The sequence below is a fragment of the Bartonella acomydis genome, assembly GCF_039543025.1.
Lineage (GTDB): Bacteria > Pseudomonadota > Alphaproteobacteria > Rhizobiales > Rhizobiaceae > Bartonella > Bartonella acomydis.
The window spans coordinates 24,725-43,537 of the sequence record NZ_BAABIY010000044.1 but is presented as its reverse complement, the minus strand read 5'-3'; the positions used below and the strand labels follow the sequence as shown (position 1 = coordinate 43,537).

Genomic DNA, 18,813 nt, shown 5'->3' with positions numbered 1-18,813 from the left:
TAATGCAAATACAAGGACAAAACCAACCATCGCTAGCAGAAACTGCCCTCGTCAACGAACGCTATATAGAACCCTTAACACTAAAGAGTCAATATCATTTTTATACTTTCTATAAAAATATTTTCTATGAAAAGGCTGAAACAAACACTGTAAAGCATTTTGACATAAATAAAAACTTCATGACAAAAAGTTCACATATTCTTTATTCTTCATTGCACAAACATTACATACACTTTATGCTTTCTCAGGAGAACAACAGGAAGATATCAATGTCCTCTAAACTTACGCGTAACCAAACATTGGTTCTAAACACTCTAAAGAATGCTAAGGGACCTTTAAGTGCCTATGCAATTCTTGATCATTTACGCGATGAAGGTTTTAGAGCACCTCTCCAAGTGTATCGTGCCTTAGAAAAACTTGTACAATTAAAATGTATTCATCGCCTTGAAAGTGTAAATGCTTTTATGGTCTGTTTACATCCTGAAAATTGTCAACACGAACTTACCACTTTTATTATTTGCGAAAACTGTGGCAGAGTAAACGAAATACAAAATCAAATGATTCTATCCAACCTTAAGCAAATGGTTCAGTCCGTTGATTTTCAAGCGCGGAAAAGTACTTTAGAAATACGAGGCACTTGTAAAAAATGCGCAACAGAGTAATATCTCTATACTTGCAAGTTTTTATATTTAGCATTATGTTCCCCATCTTAATTATTTGAAAAGCTCTTATTCATTTTTGCATACATATCACTCCCTCCTTATAGTGATGAGCGCGTTTTACTTATTGAAACGTAGAATTGAAAGTATAAATTATGTCTACATCTGAAACAATTGTTTCAACCAAATATCTCAATAAAACATCACAAAAGAAAATAATCTATGCTCTTCTTATTATCCTTGCACTTAGCATGCTTTGGTTTAGCTATAAATGGGTGACACAATGGCGTTATATGCTTGCCACTGATGATGCCTACGTACAAGGAGATATAACAGCTATTGCACCTAAATTAAGTGGATGTGTAGAAAAAATTGCTGTTAAAGCCAACCAAATTGTCAAAAAAGATGATATCTTATTCTACTTAGACGATGGAGATTATCAAATAGCCTTGGAACAGACAGAAGCACGTCTCAACACACAACAAAAAACACTTCAGCGTATTGATGCGCAAATTATAGCTGCTCACAGTGCTTTAGATGATGCACAAGCACAAAAAGCTGCGGCTTCTGCCATCGCAACCAATGCACAACTCACCTTAAAACGTACTACGGAACTGAAAGCGAATCGTTATGCTTCTCAAGCTGATGTTGATGATGTCAAGTCAGCTTATGAACAAGCTATTGCCAATGTTAATAGAGCAGATGCACAAATAGCCGCAGCACATGCGAAAATTCAAGTGCTAGAAGCACAACGAAATGAAACAGAAAGCCAAACAAAAAGCTTAGAACTCACACGTAAAAAAGCACAACGTGACCTTGATTCAACCATTATACGAGCTCCATTTGATGGCGTTATCGGAAACTTAACAGCAAAGACGGGAGACTTTGTTGCCAATGGCCAACATCTTGCGGCATTAGTCCCTATGCAGGCGCTTTATATTGAAGCAAACTATAAAGAAACACAGTTGCAAAATATTCGTGTTGGTCAAACGGCTTATATTACTGTTGATGCCTTCAAAAAAGAGTTTTTTACAGGAAAAGTGATTTCTATTGCACCTGCAACAGGAGCTGTTTTTTCTCTCCTTCCTCCACAAAATGCCACTGGTAATTTTACCAAAATCGTTCAACGTATTCCAGTACGTATCTCTATTCCAGAAGAAGCACTAAAAACCGGAAATATCCGAGCAGGAATGAGCGTTTTAGTAGAAATTGATACCCGATAAAGCCACAAGAAAAAAGTCCCTTATAACAACAGGTAAATGACCTTATTATGACAACTCCCATAACAGAGTCTACACATTCTCAAGAGCGCATAGAAATTCATAAAATCGTGGTTTTTATTGCTATGTCTTTTGGCATGTTTATGGCTATTTTGGATATCCAAATCGTTTCCTCCTCTTTAGCTGAAATACAAGCTGGTCTTACAGCAAGCTCCGAAGAGATTTCATGGGTTCAAACCTCTTATCTCATTGCTGAAGTCATTATGTTGCCTCTTTCTGGATTCTTAGGAAGATTGCTTTCAACACGCGTTTTTTTTACGCTATCAGCTATCGGATTTACGATTACCTCTATCCTTTGTGCAACAGCAACATCTATTGGAGAGATGATTATCTACCGCGCACTACAAGGTTTTATTGGTGGAGGAATTATTCCTAGTGTTTTTGTTGCTTCCTACATCCTTTTTCCTCCTTCCAAACGTCCCATCGTAATCCCTATTGTTGGACTGGTCGCAACACTCGCTCCGACCATTGGCCCAACGGTTGGAGGTTATCTTTGTCATCTCTCATCATGGCACTGGCTCTTTCTTATAAATGTGCCCTGCGGGATTATCATTTCAATTCTTGCTTGGAAATTGATTGATTTTGATAAAGCAAACCCATCTCTCATGAACAAATTTGACTGGTTGGGCCTCATTTCTATGGCTATTTTTCTAGGAACCTTAGAATATATTCTAGAAGAGGGAGCACGCCATGATTGGTTTAATGATAAGCTGATTCTAAACGCGTTCATTATTATGATTTTGTCTGCCGCCCTTTTCTTTTGGCGTACATTGACTGCAAAAGAACCGATTGTTGATCTCACAGCTTTTGCTAATTTTAACTTTTCAACTGCAGCAATTTTTTCTTTTACGATTGGCATAGGACTTTATGGGCTCACATACCTTTATCCTGTTTATCTGAGTCAAATCCGACATTATGACGCCCTTATGATCGGAGAAACATTGTTCCTTTCAGGATTCACCATGTTATTAACCGCCCCTCTTGCTGGATTTCTTTCCGCAAGAATTGATGAACGTTTGATGATGGCGATAGGACTTGGTAGCTTTGCGATAGGAACCTGGATGACGAGTTCTATCACAGACAATTGGGATTTTTGGCAATTTTTTTGGCCTCAAGTTTTCCGTGGTTTTTCTGTTATGTTATGTATGGTCCCTATTAATAATATTGCCCTCGGATCACTTCCCCCAGAGCGCATGCAAAATGCCTCTGGACTTTTTAATCTTACACGAAATCTTGGTGGAGCCGTAGGACTTGCTATTATCAGCACTATTCTAACAAAACGTACAGACTTGCACTATACGCGAATAGCAGAAACGCTCCATCACGGTAATAGACAAGCAATGGAAATGCTTTCAAACCTTACACTGTATTTCAAAACTGCAACTTTTGATTCCCATACGCTTGCTCTCTTCCAACTTTTTAATATGGCGCGTATACAAGCAGTAATTATGGCTTTTAGCGACATTTTCGTTATAATCACCATAATCTTTAGCATTGTGACATTTATGACTGTTTTTCTCAAAAAAACACCACCGCTCTCTGATCCTCCCTCAAGTCATTGAACTTAACCTCATGAAAACTACGGAACATCCTTTATCTTTCATCCATCACTTCTCTCTTAATTAAATAGAAAGTATGAAGGATATAACATGAAATGGAATGATGATTCCTAATAGAAAGCTTGTTAAATGCGAGCATATCACACATCTCTCCAAGAATTATTTTTTATCAAGAGAATTGATCATATATGAATGATCAACGCTTGCTATCTTTTCCACGCATGGCTGTATGCAAAACTGTTAAGCAACAACAACACTTTGTATTTTCAGCAGGCAATGTTTATTCAGTTATTCAAACCATTAAAAGTGCATATTTTCTTTCATTTCAGACAACAGCATTTCCTTTCATTAAAGGGCACACTTGAATCTACCCTTCCCTATTGAAAAAGAGCACTATTTTTGCTGGCAAAATTCGAAAAATACAAATTTAACTGAATGTTTTCGTTTCGTTATGGTTATATTCATATGCATCATCAGAAAAGATGTTCGTCTCTAGCATCGCAATTTATAAAATTTTTCCCCCAAAGCAAAATTGTTAAAAATAAATCCATTCTTTATGCAACTTTATGATGCGGAACACGACTCAAATTTTCTCTTTCACCACTAGGAATCAATGTGCCATGACATGCAGAAAGATATTTTGGTATCAATTCCAACGCCTGAAAACGATGTTTCTCATAAGGACCAGGCATTGCCAAATTTTTTGTTAAACAACTTGAGAAACCAAACCGCTGATAAAAGGCACAATCCCCCACTAGAAAAATGGCACCATACCCCAATTCTCTTGCTGTTTTAATTGCATGTTGCATAAGAACCGATCCTATCCCTAAACCGGAGCATTCTGCTGAAACAGCCAAAGGTCCCAACAACAAAGCATGCTGTATACCATTTTGCCCTTTGTTAAAACGAACATTCCAAAGACGTACACTGCCCACAAGCTCTCCAAGCGCATTTTTGACAACAAAGGAAAGTCCATATGCAGCCAACCGGCCACAGCGTAAAGCTTCTGATGACTTACGTTTACGCCCTTTTCCTAAAGCTAAGTCAAGCAAGCATTCACGGTATGGTTTATCAGCTTCTTGCTCACATGAAAGTGTAAAAAGTGCCCCATCTTTTGTTTGAAAATTGATCATATTCATGCTTATCACACACCCAACACTCTATCCCGCTATACTCTTTGCCACTATAAAGAAAGATTTAAATCACATAGGATCGCAAAGGTTCAAAACCATTAAAGGCAACAGATGCGTAAGTTGCGGTATAAGCACCCGTTCCATGAATTAACAATTCATCACCCACTGTCAGAGATAAAGGCAGTAAATAAGGTGTTTTTTCATAGAGAACATCTGCTGAATCACAGGTAGGTCCCGCTAAAATGCAAGGCTCCATAGTTTTACCGTCATGAGGAGTTTCAATAGGATAACGAATTGCTTCATCCATGGTCTCCGCAAGACCATTAAATTTTCCTACATCAAGATAAACCCATCGGACATTATCATTATCTGCCTTTTTGGATATCAATACAACTTCTGTACGAATAACACCAGCATTACCAACCATCCCACGCCCTGGTTCAATGATCGTTTCGGGAATACGATTCCCAAAATATTTTTTCAATGAATCAAAAACAGCCGTACCATAAGCTTGTTCTGTAGGAACATCTTTTAAATAACGCGTTGGAAACCCACCACCCATGTTAACCAATTTCAAAGAAATCCCTTCTTGCTCCAAATGCTTAAAAACTGCAGCCACATCTGATAAAGCACGATCCCATGCATTAAGATCAGTCTGCTGAGACCCTACATGAAAAGAAACACCATAGGCCTGCAAACCTAATTGATGTGCCCTACGTAATACATCAACCGCCATAGAAGGGGCACAACCAAACTTACGTGACAACGGCCATTCTGCACCTTTTCCATCGGTAAGAACGCGGCAAAAAACGCGAGCTCCTGGAGCAGCACGTGCTATTTTTTCAACTTCTTCAATACAATCAACGGCATAGAGTGAAATACCAAGTGCATATGCACGTGCAATATCACGCTCTTTTTTTATCGTATTTCCAAAAGAAATGCGATCACAGGTTGCTCCTGCTTTTAGCGCCATTTCAATTTCTGCAACAGAAGCTGCATCAAAAGACGAGCCTAAAGAAACAAGAAAACGCAAAATCTCAGGAGCTGGATTAGCCTTTATCGCATAGAAAATACGAGACTGAGGAAGAGCTTTTTCAAAATTTAAATAATTTTTACGAACAACATCAAGGTCAACAACCAAACATGGACCTTCAGAACGATGTGTTGCAAGAAAATCACGAATACGTTGTGTCGCCATCACCAATTCTCCTTAGGGAATAAAACCCCTACTCTATGCTTGGACAGCACAGAGCCGCCAATAACCAAAGGACAAAACACACACAATTCCCCTTGGCACTCTGATGACCTGAATAATCAACGAGAAACCGATATTGTATGAAACGAAAGAACAGCGCAAAAACTACGTTGTCCTATTTTATCTGCCTTTTTGATTGGATGAGAAAACCACTTCCGCACTGAAGGCAATGAGGTGTGCCTCTATAGTTATCCCAGCATTTGGACAGCTGGAAGACACCAGAAAGGCCCGCACCGTCGTTGCTTCAAGATGTCCTCACTCTTTCGGTTGGCCGTAAGAATGACTGGAGCGGTTAGTTCCAGGTACCGTACCGGTTAATCTCACCATTTGAGAACCAGCGGACACCCACAGGCACGTGCGACTTTGGGCAAGGTTTGATATAAAACGAATCCTTATTGATTGCAATGATTTTTTTTATTTTTAATATTTTTTAACTTTTAAAGAAAATATAATGCAAAAAGACAACATCCCTTAATAAAACTACAACTTTTCTACCCCATTCCTCCACGCCATTAATACGCTCCTCTTATATTATTTCTCCATGGAGAGAGCATAGCATCATTTTATTAATTTCAAGAATACTTAAAATAAATTAAACACGACAAAGTGAAAAATAGCTATTTCACAACAGGTAATGATAATGTGGATTTACAAGTCAATAGCTTGAACTTTGCACAGCAAACAGAAGGTTAAACAATGTTCTACGTCTTCTAAAAAACTTCTCTAATAACATTGCACACTTTTCTCTTAACAAAAGGAAAAAGTAAAAGTTTCAAGTCCTAAAATATAATGCTTTTAAAACTTTTGATGTGAATCAATTGCACGCAATTTTGCTAATTGGAATTGCCTATGACGTTCGCGAAAACGCTGCCTATCAGCATCACTGCGCGTACCATAACAAGATTCACATGAAACACCTTCTTCATAATGCGTTGATAATTTACTCTCAGCATTAAGAGGAGAACGACATGCACGACAGAGTTCACGCCCACATTCTTCAAGACCGTGTTTTACAGAAACGCGCTCATCAAAAACAAAACACTCGCCCCACCACAAACTTTCTTCTCTGGGAATCGTTTCCAAATATTTCAGAATTCCACCTTTTAAATGATAAACCTGTTCATAACCCAGCTCACGAACATAAGCTGTTGATTTTTCACAGCGAATACCGCCTGTACAAAACATAGCAATTTTCTTTTTCTTCTTCAAATCAGCCTCATGTTCGCGCACCCATGCAGGAAATTCACGAAATGTTTTAATACGCGGATCAATGGCTCCTTGAAAGCTTCCAATGGCATATTCATAATCATTACGCGTATCAATGAGAATTGTTTCTTCATCTTGAATAAGAGTATTCCAATCTTGCGGATCTACATAAGTTCCCACAACTTTTAATGGATCGATACCTTCAATCCCCATCGTTACAATCTCTTTTTTCAACCGTACTTTCATACGGTGAAAAGGCATCTTTGCAGCCCATGAATACTTAATCTCCGGCGTTTGAAACACTGGTTCAGCCGTAATAAAATCTACCAATGCTTCAATTGCAGCACAAGATCCTGCAACAGTTCCATTAATGCCCTCTTGTGCTAAAAGCAAAGTACCTTTAATATCCTTTGCTTGACATAAATCCTGCAAAGGTTTTTGTAATTGACGATAATGCTTCAAATCCGCGAAGCAATAAAGTGCAGCAACTTTAAAATTCTTTTCCATGAGCTCTGGCATAACGCGCGTTTTACTCAATTTCAAGATCTATTCACTGACTCTTTAACATTTTATGCTTAATCAAACTCTATGAAACCATATTCTTTCCAAGAAGAAAAAACATCATGTGCCAGAAAATAAACAACCTTTTAACACTTCTCCAAGAATAAACTGTTATACCTGTTTTGCAAATTGATGAGCTGCAAAATGCCATCCCCTTAGCGCGTGCTCTTATCAAAGGTGGATTGAAAACAATGGAGATCACACTGCGAACCCTCAACGCATATAAGGCAATAAAAGCAATTACACAAAAAGTACCGCAAGCAATTGTTGGAGTAGGAACAATTGCTAAGACTCTGCACTATGAACAAGCCGAACGCGCAGGACAAAATTTATTGTAAACCCTGGATTATCAAACGAATTAATTGATTGTGCAAAAAACAGCAAAACCCCTTTTCTCCCCGGTGCGATGACACCAAGTGAACTCATGCAAGCATTAGACAAAGGCTACTCATATTTCAAATTTTTTCCTGCCAAAGCAATTAGGGGCATTTCTTTCCTCCAAGCTTTAGCATCCCCGTTCTCTGAAATCCGGTTTTGCCCAGCAGGCAGCATTACTCCCCAAAATGCAATGCAATGACTTAAGCTTTCTAATGTTTTCTGTGTTGGTGGCTCTTGGATAACACCCAAACAACTTATCACAGCAGGTGATTGGAATACTATTACCGCATTAGCACTTACAGCAACACAAGCTCCCCTCTCACGTGACAAAAGCACGCTCTACAACATAAGTAGCCGGTGCATTATTGGCTCCTTCAACAAGACCAAAACCTTCACACATCCTTGCACAATCTTTCAACATAGCCATGGAACCACAAATCATGACGCGATCTTCATCAGGAGAAATTTTTGGTAAACCAGTCATTTCAAAAAAAGTACCATTCTCCATAACAGTCGTAATACGGCCCATATGCTCGGAAGTCTCTCGAGTTGTCATAGGATAAAATTTCAACTGTTTTGCGTATTCACCAATCAGTGGATCCTGTTGTAAAGAGACAACAAGTTCTTTTGCATAAACAAGCTCATTTTTTTCTCTGGTTGTTTGAATAAGCACCACTTCTGAAAATTTTTCATAAGTGTCAGGATCACGGATAAGACTTGCAAAGGGAGCGACTCCCGTCCCTGTTGAAAGAAGATAAAGACGCTTACCAGGAATAAGAGCATCCAGAACCAATGTCCCAGTAGATTTCTTCCGCATGAGAACTGTATCACCAATTTTAATTTTTTGCAGATGCTCGGTTAAAGGTCCCCCTGGAACTTTGATTGAAAAAAACTCAAGCTGTTCATCCCAAAAAGGACTTGCAATTGAATAAGCGCGATAAACCGGCTTTTCTGCATTTGGTAAACCGATCATCACAAATTCACCCGAACGAAAACGAAAACTTTCCGGACGATTCAATCGAAATTTAAACAAGCGGTCTGTATAATGATAAACTTCTTGGACAGTAAGCGCAAACACATTTTCAGGAATTGGAAAGCTTGACGCAACGCCGCTGATGTTTGACTGAACATTGGTAGCAGACGCATTCATAAAACTCTTCCCTCTATCTCATTAAACATTAAATCTTGAACTTGCGGAATGATATAATACTTGTATCATCATCTGCCAATATTTTTCTTAAAACAAAAGCCTTAAGATTAACATTTTTATATCCAAATGAGTTGCAAAGAAAAAATACACAAAACGCCAAATTGCGTTATTATTGTCTATGAAGAAAGAAGTTTGATCAAACGCAAATGAATAAACTATACATGCTTGAACCAAAAATAATTCCTCAACAAAACAGCATAATTTGGCAAATAAAAATAATACAACATAGATGTGTTTTTATTTTTAAAGCATATTATAGCTGCAAACAGAAAAAGCCTATTTTTCTCTCCATTGTCAGAGGATAAGATGTTCATAATTACACCAATAAAACTACGAAATCTCTTTACGATCCAAAGGCAAGTATTTTACCTTAAAAAAGTATTTTGATAACATATGACTCAAGGTGAAATGGGCATGATTTTGACAATAACAAACTCTACAGGCTTCCTTTCTATATATCATAGAAAACGATATGAGCTAACCAAAGAAAACTTGGTGTATCACAGATACGAGAGAGGGTTTTAAAATGAATAAATCCGTTAGTGATGAAGAACATGCATTATTTCCTGCCACAGCTATAGCAACCATCAATGTGAGTGCTATTATTGCAAATTATAAAACTTTAGCCCAATATGTTGCCCCAGCAGAATGTTCTGCAGTTGTCAAAGCTAATGCTTATGGACTGGGTGTCCATAAAATTGTCCCTGCACTTTATCAAGCTGGTTGCCGTACTTTTTTTGTTGCCAAAATCGAAGAAGCCCTCCAACTAAAAAACATTTTACCCTCCAATATCACACTTGCTCTTTTGAATGGTCTTCCACATACCGCAGAAGAATTTGTTGCACAATCTAATATTGTTCCTGTTCTCAATTCTTGGAAGGAAATTGAAAGCTGGCAAACACTTTGCCAAAAAAAATATCAAAAATTTCCCGCAATCATTCAAATTGATACCAATATGAACCGATTAGGTCTTGATAAAAAAGAATTACAAAAACTCATCAAACAACCGACAATTTTTGAAAAAGCAGAGATAAAATATCTTCTCAGTCACCTTGCAAATGGAGAGGATTCTACACATTTGTCCAACAAGATACAATTAGCTGCTTTTAGAAAGTTCCTTGCAAAGTTGCCTGTCTGTAAGGTCTCATTTGCCAATTCTGGAGGTATTTTTCTTGGTTCCGATTTTCATTTTGATCTTGTTCGTCCCGGCATTGCACTTTACGGAGTTGATCCCCGTGGCACACAACCAACACCTCTTAAACCCGTTCTAAAACTTGAAGCACAAATTCTTCAAAGCCGCTCTGTTGATGCAGGAATACCTGTAGGCTATGGAGAAAGCTTTATGACCCAAAGACCAAGCACTCTTGCGACCATTTCTATCGGCTATGCAGATGGTTGGCCACGTATTCTTTCAAATAAAGGTACTGTTTATTTCAATGGGCACAAGCTTCCCATTGTTGGACGCATTTCTATGGATTCTATTATCATAGACACAACCGATCTTAACCAAAAACCTCAAAGAGGTGATTGGATAGAACTCATTGGTCCCCATCAAACCCTCGAAAAAGCGGCGACAGATGCCAAGACCATTCCCAATGAAATTCTGACATCTCTAAGTAACCGCTATCAACGCGTTTACGTTTAAAACACTTTCAAGAAAAAAATGACAACATCATCCTATCAATTAAAAGAAGCAATCAGCACTGCCAAATGGGATTTTTAAATACTCTCCTCCCAATTTTATTCATCAAGATTCTCCACCAAAATGCTTAAACAAAAGAACGCAAAATATCACTTTATTTACAGGCTCTTATGAAAAAAACGAAAACCAAGGGAAGATCACCCAAGGAATCATAAGAAATGAGAAAAATGCCCACACAAAATGTGTGGGCATTTCATCAATGTAAACAAATAAATTGAAACACTATTTAATAACTATTTCCCAATGGTGGACAAGAACAAATAAGCATTCTATCTCCCGCAACATTATCAATACGTGAAACAGGCGGCCAATATTTATTGGCCGGATCAAGAGAACTGTTGGGAAAAGCAGCTTCTTGTCGCGAATAAGGACGCGCCCAAGCATCATCAACCGTATCAACCAACGTATGCGGTGCATTCACCAGTGGATTATCGTCTTTTGGCCAAATACCGCTACTGACTTTCTTAGCTTCTTCAGCAATAGAAAGCAAAGCATCACAAAAACGATCAATTTCTGCCTTTGGCTCTGATTCCGTTGGCTCAATCATCAAAGTTCCAGGAACAGGAAACGACATCGTCGGCGCATGAAAGCCATAATCAATGAGACGTTTTGCGATATCATCCACACTCACACCATATTGTTCTTTCAACAAACGTGTATCGACAATACATTCGTGGGCAACCCGCCCATGTTTGCCTCGATAAAGAATAGAATAGGTCTGCGAAAGACGTGCAGCAATATAATTGGCATTTAAAATTGCTGTTTGTGTTGCAGATTTCAAGCCATCAGCACCCATCATGCGAATATACATCCAAGTAATCACAAGAATAGAAGCACTTCCATAAGGCGCCGCTGAAACCGCATGGGTTGTCCTCTCTTGTTCATGACCTGGTAAAAATGGCTTAAGATGCTCTGCGACTCCTATAGGCCCCGCACCAGGACCACCACCGCCATGGGGAATAGCAAATGTTTTATGAAGATTCATATGACAAACATCCGCACCAATATCTGCCGGACGCGCCAACCCAACAAGCGCATTCAAATTAGCCCCATCAAAATAAACTTGTCCACCATTTTCATGGATAAGAGAGCAAATATCCTTAATACTTTCTTCATAAACACCATGGGTTGAAGGATAAGTAATCATGAAAGCAGCTAAACGCTCCTTATGCAATTGTGCTTTCATTCTGAGATCATTAACATCAACATCACCATCGCTCAAGCACTTCACTACCACAACTTCCATGCCCGCCATATGGGCAGAAGCTGGATTGGTACCATGTGCCGATGCAGGAATAAGACAAACTGTACGTTGATGTTCCCCGTGCGATTGGTGATATCGGCGGATTGCTAAAAGCCCTGCATATTCACCTTGAGCACCAGAATTTGGCTGAAAAGACACTTGTGCAAAACCTGTGATTTCACACAACCACGCATTGAGTTGCTCAATCATTTCCAAATAGCCCATGGTATCTTCTTGAGCAGCAAAGGGATGCATATTGGCAACCGTAGGCCAACTGACAGGCATCAATTCAGCGGCCGCATTAAGCTTCATTGTACAAGAACCAAGTGGGATCATTGCTCGATCTAATGCCAAATCTTTATCCGATAAACGACGCAAAAAACGCATCATATCTGTTTCTGAATGAACCGCATGAAAAAAGGGCTGAGAAAGAAAAGCCGCATCACGTCCCTCTCCCATAAGTCTTGGAGAGGCCTGATCAACCAACCGTGCGCCAAAAAGCTGTGCCAAAGCATGAGCATCCTGTTCTGTTGACAATTCATCAAAATTGATTGCCACCCTATCATCATCGAGAATACGAAGCATCCGTCCATCTGCCTTGGCTTGGTGTGCAATCTCCCGTGCTTTTCCCTTCACAACAATGCTGACACAATCAAAAAAGCTTTTCCCTTCACAAGGAATACCTGCTACCTCTAAACCAGCAACAAACCGGCATGTTAAATGATGAATTCGCCGTGCAATCTCCTGCAAACCTTGTGGTCCATGCCAAACAGCATAAGCCGTTGCCATATTTGCCAACAAAGCCTGAGCCGTACAAATATTCGACGTTGCTTTATCGCGCCGGATATGTTGTTCACGTGTTTGCAATGCTAAACGGAAACCAACACGCCCTTTTGTATCAACAGACTGCCCAACAATACGCCCTGGAATAAGACGCGTTAAAGCTTCACTAACAGCAAGATAACCAGCATGAGGTCCACCAAATCCCATGGGGACTCCATAACGTTGCATCGAACCAACAACAATATCAGCGCCCCATTTTGCTGGTGCTTCCATAAGAGAGAGTGCTAAAGGATCAGCAACCACAATCACCAATGCGCCTTTTGCTTTTGCCTCTTTAATAACGTCACGGTAATCATGAAAAAAACCTTTTGTATCGGGCCAAGACAAAACAATCGCAGCGGTATGAGAACAAATTTCACCATTCTGGTTCATCTGAATGCCTTGTGTTTCAGCACGCGTTTGCGCAACACTCAAGGTTTGGGGATGCAAAAAACTCTGAAGAGAAATCTTTGTTTTTTTTTCACGCGCAAAACGCACAGCGATGGCATTGGCTTCCGCTAAAGCGGTTGCTTCATCAAGAAGTGAAGCAGCTGCAACAGGCAAACCAGTGAGTTCACTAATTAATGTCTGAAAATAAAACAAAAGTTCTAAACGACCTTGGCTAATTTCTGCCTGATAGGGTGTATAGGCAGTATACCAAGCTGGATTTTCAAAAAGATTTCGTAAAATAACAGGAGGTATGGATGTTCCATGATATCCCTGCCCAATAAAACTTTTGTGCACTTGGTTTTTCCCCATGATCTTGGAGAGTTCGTCCAAGGCGTGGCTTTCACTGGCTGCCTTTGGCAGATTAAGCGAACACCTCAAATGGATAGAGTGTGGGACAGCTTGAGAGATAAGTGTATCAATACTATCAATCTCTAAAACATCAAGCATTTTTTGTGTTTCATCAGGACGAAGCCCAATATGGCGAGAAGAAAAATGACGCTCTAACATAACACTCATCCAATGAATACTTTATAAGCAGCCTCATCCAGCAACCCTTCCAGTTGCGTTTCATCCTGCAATGTCATTTTCCATAACCAACCTTCTTTTTCGGCTTTCTGATTAACCAACTCGGGATTATCTACTAACGCTTTATTGATTTCGAGCACTTCCCCATTAAGAGGTGCATAAACATCTGAAGCCGCTTTCACTGACTCTACCACAGCAGCAGCATCACCTTTAGAAAGTTGTGTTCCAATCTGCGGCAAATCCACAAAAACCAAATCCCCTAATTGTTCTTGAGCATAATGTGTGACTCCAACAATAACTTCTTGTCCTTCAACACGCAGCCATTCGTGATCTTCTGTAAAATAAGTTTTAGACATAAAAATTATCCTTTAAAATAACGTTGTTCAACAAAGGGGAGAGAATGAACTGACATTACAATCTTTTTGCCACGCAGCTCTGTAAAGACTTCTGTTCCTTCCACTTTCCATTCAACAGGAACGTAACCCATCGCTACAGGACCATCAAAAGAAGGACCAAAACCACCTGATGTTACCACCCCAATCTGATTGCCCTCACCATCAAAAAGCACCGCACCTGCACGAATAGGTTGACGTGTTTGCGGTTTTAATCCAACTCGACAACGAGAAGGTCCATTTTGAAGAGCCGCAAGAAAGGCTTTTGCGCCATAAAATTGTGCTTTTTCCCGAACATTTTTGGGCACTGCCCATGTCAGTGCTGCATCAATAGGCGTAGTCTCAGGGGTAATATCATTGCCATGTAAACACAACCCCGCTTCCAATCGAAGGCTATCACGTGCGGCAAGACCAACCCATTCCACACGAGGATCTTGCAGCAATTTCTCAGCCAATGCACGCGCATACTCTATTGGCAAAGCAATTTCAAAACCATCTTCCCCCGTATAACCAGAACGCGTAATAAACCAATCTTGTTGTGATTCAAATCCTTGCATAAACAACAATTCATTACCAGGCACCCCCGTATCAGACATAACAGCCGCTGCTTCAGGACCTTGAAGTGCCAACAACACCCTCTCAAGAGCAATAACTTGGCAATTAAAACCAACAGCACGCTTTTGCAGTTCTGCAAAATCAGCCTCTGCATTCCCAGCATTAACGACCAGCATAAAACGGTATTCTGCTAAACGAGTAATGATAAGATCATCAAGAATACCAGCCTGCTCATTCAGCAAATAATTATACCGCGATTGTCCAATCTTTAACAGTGCTGCATCAATGGGAAAGGAGTAGGATAAAAATTCCACTGCCTGCTCTCCCTCAACAGCAATCAATTTCATATGAGAAATATCAAAAAGTCCGGCATGTGCACGGGTATGCAGATGCTCTTTCATCACCCCAAGAGGATAAGTTAAAGGCATGTTCCACCCCGCAAAAGCACCAAATTTTGCTCCCACCATTTCATGCAATTCATGTAAGGGAAGTCTTTTTAAAGAATATGTTTCAAGTTCTTGTGTTGTACCCATAATATCTCCAAAGTCGCGCTCATGCCACACAATATGGCTGTCTCTGCACCCTTCTGTCATAAACCTGAGAGACTCGCGAAAAGATCTTTCGCTTACACCTTCGGCGCGGATCTTTCCGACTTTCCAGATCTGTCTTTGTTCTTTCACGGTCCTTAGAGCCTGAGAGATTATGGGCTATTTTCCCCTTCGGCGGCAGATACGAAAGCTTGCAATCTGCACTCTCCCGCAAAAAAATGAAAGAAACAATAATGCTCTTTCCGACAGATTTTGATCTATAACCTATCTTTATCACGCTGTCATTAGTAAAGTGATGAAAGCATTCTAAATTTAAACTTGCATAAACTGCTTTACAAGACTTATAATGGAAATCTTTTGAGATCCTAAAAATTGCAAATGGCCGCCTTTCAGGAAATCAATAAGGAAAAATTGCCAAAGCTATAAATAAAAAGGGCCATAAACAAAGACCTTGAGAAAAAACAAAGATTTCGTGTCTTCAAGAAAATCATAAAGCAGTATCCCTCTTGCACAAACAAATTTAAAACCACACGGGCTAATTAAAACCACGAGGTTTCATATCTTTTAAGAGGAAAGATTCTACATATTTTATAAAATAATATTAACACAAGAGATTGATTTTTCTTCTCTCTCACTTTTTTGTCTCTAAATAGTGTCATAAATTGCGGTTATTTACATACCAAACTTCATCGGATAAAGGTTACAAAACACTCATGAAAGCTGGCAATATCCATTACAATTGCGAAAATGATCTTCCAAAACAAATTGCTCTTTTCCCACTAGAGGGAGCACTCTTACTACCTGGTGGTTTTTTATCACTCAATATTTTTGAACCAGAAGCGCTTGAAATGGTTGAAAATGTTATGGTATCCAATCGCTTATTGGGAATCATTCAACCGCTTTCATCGGCACCAGATTGCTGCTCCACACAGCTTTACAAAACAGGTTGTATAGGGCGTATTACCAATTATAGTGAAACAGGCAATGGACAGCTTTTCATTATCTTACAAGGCATTTGCCGCTTTACTCTAGAACAGGAATTGGCAAACACCAAATCCTATCGAACTGCTCTTGTCCGCTCAAATATAAACGACTTACAAGAACCCGATATTGCAGAAGACATTAATCGAGAAAATTTACTCAATATTGTTGAACAATATCTCACGATAAATGAAATGGAATATAATTGGAACAGTATCATACAAGCACCTACCCCGCTATTGGTGAACGCTTTTTCAGCCCTTATCCCCTTTACACCAGCAGAAAAACAAGCTTTACTGGAGGCCCCAGATATTGGCAGCCGTGCCCAAACTCTTCTTGCTTTAACGGAGCGCTCGCTGATGAAACAAACAGGAGCGGAGTACCATTGAAACAAATGCAGGATAAAATATGAAAAAAATAACGACTGACCCCAAAATGCTTGAATTGCTTGTTTGCCCAATCACAGGAGCAACACTTTCATTAAACCGAAAAACACAAGAATTAATTTCACTCAAAGCAAAACTTGCTTATCCTATCCGTGATGGTGTCCCCATTATGCTTGCCTCAGAAGCACGTCCCTTGCAAAATAATGAGAAAAATAGCACATAAGAAGGTGTCACTTTTCAACAAATTCAAAAATATGAAAAAGGCATAAATCGTGTGAGCGCAGGACGCTTACAGGAAATTGCCGATATACTGGATGTCTTAATTTCCTTCTTTTATGCAGATATCTCAACAAAAGCAGAGACGACAAATCCCGATGATGATGAGAGAATATCAAGCAAAGCAGAATCTCTGCTTTTGAAAAATTTTAGAATGCTTACCCGTAAAAAACAACGAGCAATCTTGCAATTAATTTCTTATGAAAAAACAGCAACTTATTTTCATAATTTTGTTCAAACTTTCTGCAATAAAAACCTTTTAGAAGCTTATTACAAAAGATAAAGGTATAGAGACTTCTACAAAAAATTTGCTGATGTAAAAAAGCACAGCACAAACTGTTACAAAAGACAAATGTCTTAAAGAAACGGATAAAAGCTGAAGAATTTAAAAAATTGAAACATTATCGAAGTCATCTTCGTACAAGCTTAGCATAAAATATTCAAATTTTCTCTACTTTCAAAGATACCCAAAATACGACCATGCCAAATAAGCTTATCTGCTAACTCATAAGACCTGTGCATAAAGATTAACCTTCTGAAAATCAGACAAGATACCCAAATATTCCTTGACCAACGCACCTTCTCCTGAGTATAGCCCGAAGGGAGAAATGTGGAGAGGAACAGGAGTACAGAAAAATGAGTTTTAAAGTTGCAGTTGTTGGCGCAACAGGAAATGTCGGTCGTGAAATGCTCACAATTTTAGAAGAACGTGGTTTCCCTGCCCATGAAATCGTTCCTCTCGCATCACGGCGCTCATTAGGGCTAGAGGTTTCTTATGGTGATAAAACCTTAAAAGTAAAAGCACTAGATACATATGATTTTTCCGATACCGATCTGTGTCTCATGTCTGCGGGGGGAAGCATTTCCAAAGAATATGCCCCTAAAATCGCTGCTGCCGGCTGTGTAGTCATCGACAATTCCTCCACTTGGCGCTATGAAGCAAATGTGCCGTTGATTGTGCCCGAAGTCAATGCACAAGCCATTGGTGAATTTTCCAAGCGCAATATTATCGCCAATCCTAATTGTTCAACTATTCAACTGGTCTTAGCTTTAAAACCTCTTCATGATGCAGCAAACATTAAACGTGTCGTTGTCTCCACCTATCAATCGGTTTCTGGAGCTGGAAAAGAAGGAATGGATGAACTCTTTGAACAATCACGAGCGGTTTTTGTTGCAGATCCAATCTCAGTAAAAAAATTCACCAAACGCATTGCCTTTAATGTTATTCCCCATATCGATGTTTTCATGGAAGATGGCTATACAAAAGAAGAATGGAAAATGACGGCTGAAACGAAGAAAATTCTTGATCCTAAGATCAAATTAACAGCCACTGCTGTTCGTGTTCCTGTCTTTATCGGTCATGCTGAAGCGGTTCACGTTGAATTTGAAAAACCTCTAAGCGCCCATGAAGCACGAACCCTTCTGCGTAATGCACCTGGCTGCCAAGTTATCGATAAACACGAAGATAGAGGTTATACCACTCCCTATGAATGTACTGGTGAAGATGACACCTTTATTAGCCGTATTCGTGAAGATATCACCGTTGAAAATGGCCTAGCCTTTTGGGTTGTTGCTGACAATTTAAGAAAGGGAGCAGCATTGAATGCCGTGCAAATTGCTGAACTCCTTATTTCTCGTAATTTGATAAAACCTAAAGCGGAAAATTAAAAAAAGAGCAGCATGAAGTATTCT

14 protein-coding genes, 2 pseudogenes and 1 riboswitch are annotated in these 18,813 nt (G+C 39.4%); of the genes and pseudogenes, 9 read left to right on the top strand and 7 right to left on the bottom strand.

The features are described from left to right. Window positions 1–269: 269 nt before the first annotated feature. The 3 genes and pseudogenes from ABD909_RS06915 to ABD909_RS06905 all read left to right on the top strand — a co-directional run bounded on the left by ABD909_RS06915 (window position 270) and on the right by ABD909_RS06905 (window position 3,501). Entirely contained in the window at window positions 270–662 is a 393-nt protein-coding gene (locus ABD909_RS06915; RefSeq protein WP_345097225.1) for a Fur family transcriptional regulator, read from the top strand. Between the two features lie 152 nt (window positions 663–814). Beyond that, window positions 815–1,908: pseudogene (locus ABD909_RS06910) on the top strand (HlyD family secretion protein). A 21-nt stretch (window positions 1,909–1,929) separates the two neighbouring features. Continuing rightward, complete coding sequence (locus ABD909_RS06905; protein WP_345097223.1) at window positions 1,930–3,501, top strand: DHA2 family efflux MFS transporter permease subunit; 1,572 nt, start codon at window positions 1,930–1,932, stop codon at window positions 3,499–3,501. 551 nt (window positions 3,502–4,052) lie between these two features. Here ABD909_RS06905 and ABD909_RS06900 read toward each other — a convergent pair. From ABD909_RS06900 to trhO, 3 genes are all read right to left on the bottom strand, one after another. Then, window positions 4,053–4,637, bottom strand: a complete 585-nt coding sequence (locus tag ABD909_RS06900) for a GNAT family N-acetyltransferase (protein WP_345097222.1) — start codon at window positions 4,635–4,637, stop codon at window positions 4,053–4,055. A gap of 58 nt (window positions 4,638–4,695) precedes the next feature. Next, the gene (locus ABD909_RS06895; RefSeq protein ID WP_345097221.1) at window positions 4,696–5,829 is read right to left on the bottom strand and encodes a type III PLP-dependent enzyme; all 1,134 of its coding nucleotides are present in this window, start codon (window positions 5,827–5,829) and stop codon (window positions 4,696–4,698) included. A gap of 852 nt (window positions 5,830–6,681) precedes the next feature. Further along, window positions 6,682–7,599 carry an oxygen-dependent tRNA uridine(34) hydroxylase TrhO gene (gene trhO, locus ABD909_RS06890; protein ID WP_345097228.1) on the bottom strand — a complete coding sequence of 306 codons (918 nt, stop codon included), beginning with the start codon at window positions 7,597–7,599 and terminating at the stop codon, window positions 6,682–6,684. Window positions 7,600–7,766: 167 nt separating this feature from the next. Between trhO and eda the strand changes: the two are divergent. Further along, window positions 7,767–8,381: pseudogene (gene eda, locus ABD909_RS06885) on the top strand (bifunctional 4-hydroxy-2-oxoglutarate aldolase/2-dehydro-3-deoxy-phosphogluconate aldolase). On the opposite strand, the gene ABD909_RS06880 reads toward eda, so the two are convergent. Continuing rightward, on the bottom strand, window positions 8,351–9,181 hold the full coding sequence (locus ABD909_RS06880; protein ID WP_345097220.1) for a ferredoxin--NADP reductase: 831 nt from the start codon (window positions 9,179–9,181) through the stop codon (window positions 8,351–8,353). The pseudogene eda and the gene ABD909_RS06880 sit on opposite strands and share 31 nt — an antisense overlap. A gap of 586 nt (window positions 9,182–9,767) precedes the next feature. Between ABD909_RS06880 and alr the strand changes: the two genes are divergently transcribed. Next, window positions 9,768–10,886 carry an alanine racemase gene (gene alr, locus ABD909_RS06875; protein ID WP_345097219.1) on the top strand — a complete coding sequence of 373 codons (1,119 nt, stop codon included), beginning with the start codon at window positions 9,768–9,770 and terminating at the stop codon, window positions 10,884–10,886. Window positions 10,887–11,169: 283 nt separating this feature from the next. On the opposite strand, the gene gcvP is transcribed toward alr, so the two are convergent. From gcvP to gcvT, 3 genes are read right to left on the bottom strand one after another with little or no spacing between them, the layout of a single operon-like run. Then, a complete protein-coding gene (gene gcvP / locus ABD909_RS06870; RefSeq protein ID WP_345097227.1) occupies window positions 11,170–13,965 on the bottom strand; it encodes an aminomethyl-transferring glycine dehydrogenase in 2,796 nt (931 codons plus the stop codon). Between the two features lie 5 nt (window positions 13,966–13,970). Further along, window positions 13,971–14,339, bottom strand: a complete 369-nt coding sequence (gene gcvH / locus ABD909_RS06865) for a glycine cleavage system protein GcvH (protein WP_345097218.1) — start codon at window positions 14,337–14,339, stop codon at window positions 13,971–13,973. 5 nt (window positions 14,340–14,344) lie between these two features. Then, window positions 14,345–15,463 carry a glycine cleavage system aminomethyltransferase GcvT gene (gene gcvT / locus ABD909_RS06860; RefSeq protein WP_345097217.1) on the bottom strand — a complete coding sequence of 373 codons (1,119 nt, stop codon included), beginning with the start codon at window positions 15,461–15,463 and terminating at the stop codon, window positions 14,345–14,347. Window positions 15,464–15,599: 136 nt separating this feature from the next. Next, a riboswitch (glycine riboswitch) is annotated at window positions 15,600–15,699 on the bottom strand. A gap of 492 nt (window positions 15,700–16,191) precedes the next feature. Here gcvT and ABD909_RS06855 point away from each other — a divergent pair. The 4 genes from ABD909_RS06855 (at window position 16,192) to ABD909_RS06840 (ending at window position 18,789) form a co-directional block, all read left to right on the top strand. Further along, a complete protein-coding gene (locus tag ABD909_RS06855) occupies window positions 16,192–16,848 on the top strand; it encodes an LON peptidase substrate-binding domain-containing protein (RefSeq protein ID WP_345097226.1) in 657 nt (218 codons plus the stop codon). Between the two features lie 19 nt (window positions 16,849–16,867). Further along, the gene (locus ABD909_RS06850; protein ID WP_345097216.1) at window positions 16,868–17,068 is read left to right on the top strand and encodes a Trm112 family protein; all 201 of its coding nucleotides are present in this window, start codon (window positions 16,868–16,870) and stop codon (window positions 17,066–17,068) included. Window positions 17,069–17,089: 21 nt separating this feature from the next. Beyond that, window positions 17,090–17,404: a helix-turn-helix domain-containing protein gene (locus ABD909_RS06845; RefSeq protein ID WP_425547956.1), complete on the top strand. Its 315-nt coding sequence runs from the start codon at window positions 17,090–17,092 to the stop codon at window positions 17,402–17,404. Between the two features lie 353 nt (window positions 17,405–17,757). Beyond that, window positions 17,758–18,789, top strand: a complete 1,032-nt coding sequence (locus tag ABD909_RS06840; RefSeq protein WP_345097215.1) for an aspartate-semialdehyde dehydrogenase — start codon at window positions 17,758–17,760, stop codon at window positions 18,787–18,789. The last annotated feature ends 24 nt before the right edge of the window (window positions 18,790–18,813 follow it).

Excerpts from the sequence above, each read along its gene's own strand:
- ABD909_RS06915 (WP_345097225.1), top strand. The coding sequence starts at position 270 with ATGTCCTCTAAACTTACGCGTAACCAAACATTGGTTCTAAACACTCTA.
- ABD909_RS06905 (WP_345097223.1), top strand. The coding sequence starts at position 1,930 with ATGACAACTCCCATAACAGAGTCTACACATTCTCAAGAGCGCATAGAA.
- ABD909_RS06900 (WP_345097222.1), bottom strand. The coding sequence starts at position 4,637 with ATGAATATGATCAATTTTCAAACAAAAGATGGGGCACTTTTTACACTT.
- ABD909_RS06895 (WP_345097221.1), bottom strand. The coding sequence starts at position 5,829 with ATGGCGACACAACGTATTCGTGATTTTCTTGCAACACATCGTTCTGAA.
- trhO (WP_345097228.1), bottom strand. The coding sequence starts at position 7,599 with ATGGAAAAGAATTTTAAAGTTGCTGCACTTTATTGCTTCGCGGATTTG.
- ABD909_RS06880 (WP_345097220.1), bottom strand. The coding sequence starts at position 9,181 with ATGAATGCGTCTGCTACCAATGTTCAGTCAAACATCAGCGGCGTTGCG.
- alr (WP_345097219.1), top strand. The coding sequence starts at position 9,768 with ATGAATAAATCCGTTAGTGATGAAGAACATGCATTATTTCCTGCCACA.
- gcvP (WP_345097227.1), bottom strand. The coding sequence starts at position 13,965 with ATGTTAGAGCGTCATTTTTCTTCTCGCCATATTGGGCTTCGTCCTGAT.
- gcvH (WP_345097218.1), bottom strand. The coding sequence starts at position 14,339 with ATGTCTAAAACTTATTTTACAGAAGATCACGAATGGCTGCGTGTTGAA.
- gcvT (WP_345097217.1), bottom strand. The coding sequence starts at position 15,463 with ATGGGTACAACACAAGAACTTGAAACATATTCTTTAAAAAGACTTCCC.
- ABD909_RS06855 (WP_345097226.1), top strand. The coding sequence starts at position 16,192 with ATGAAAGCTGGCAATATCCATTACAATTGCGAAAATGATCTTCCAAAA.
- ABD909_RS06850 (WP_345097216.1), top strand. The coding sequence starts at position 16,868 with ATGAAAAAAATAACGACTGACCCCAAAATGCTTGAATTGCTTGTTTGC.
- ABD909_RS06840 (WP_345097215.1), top strand. The coding sequence starts at position 17,758 with ATGAGTTTTAAAGTTGCAGTTGTTGGCGCAACAGGAAATGTCGGTCGT.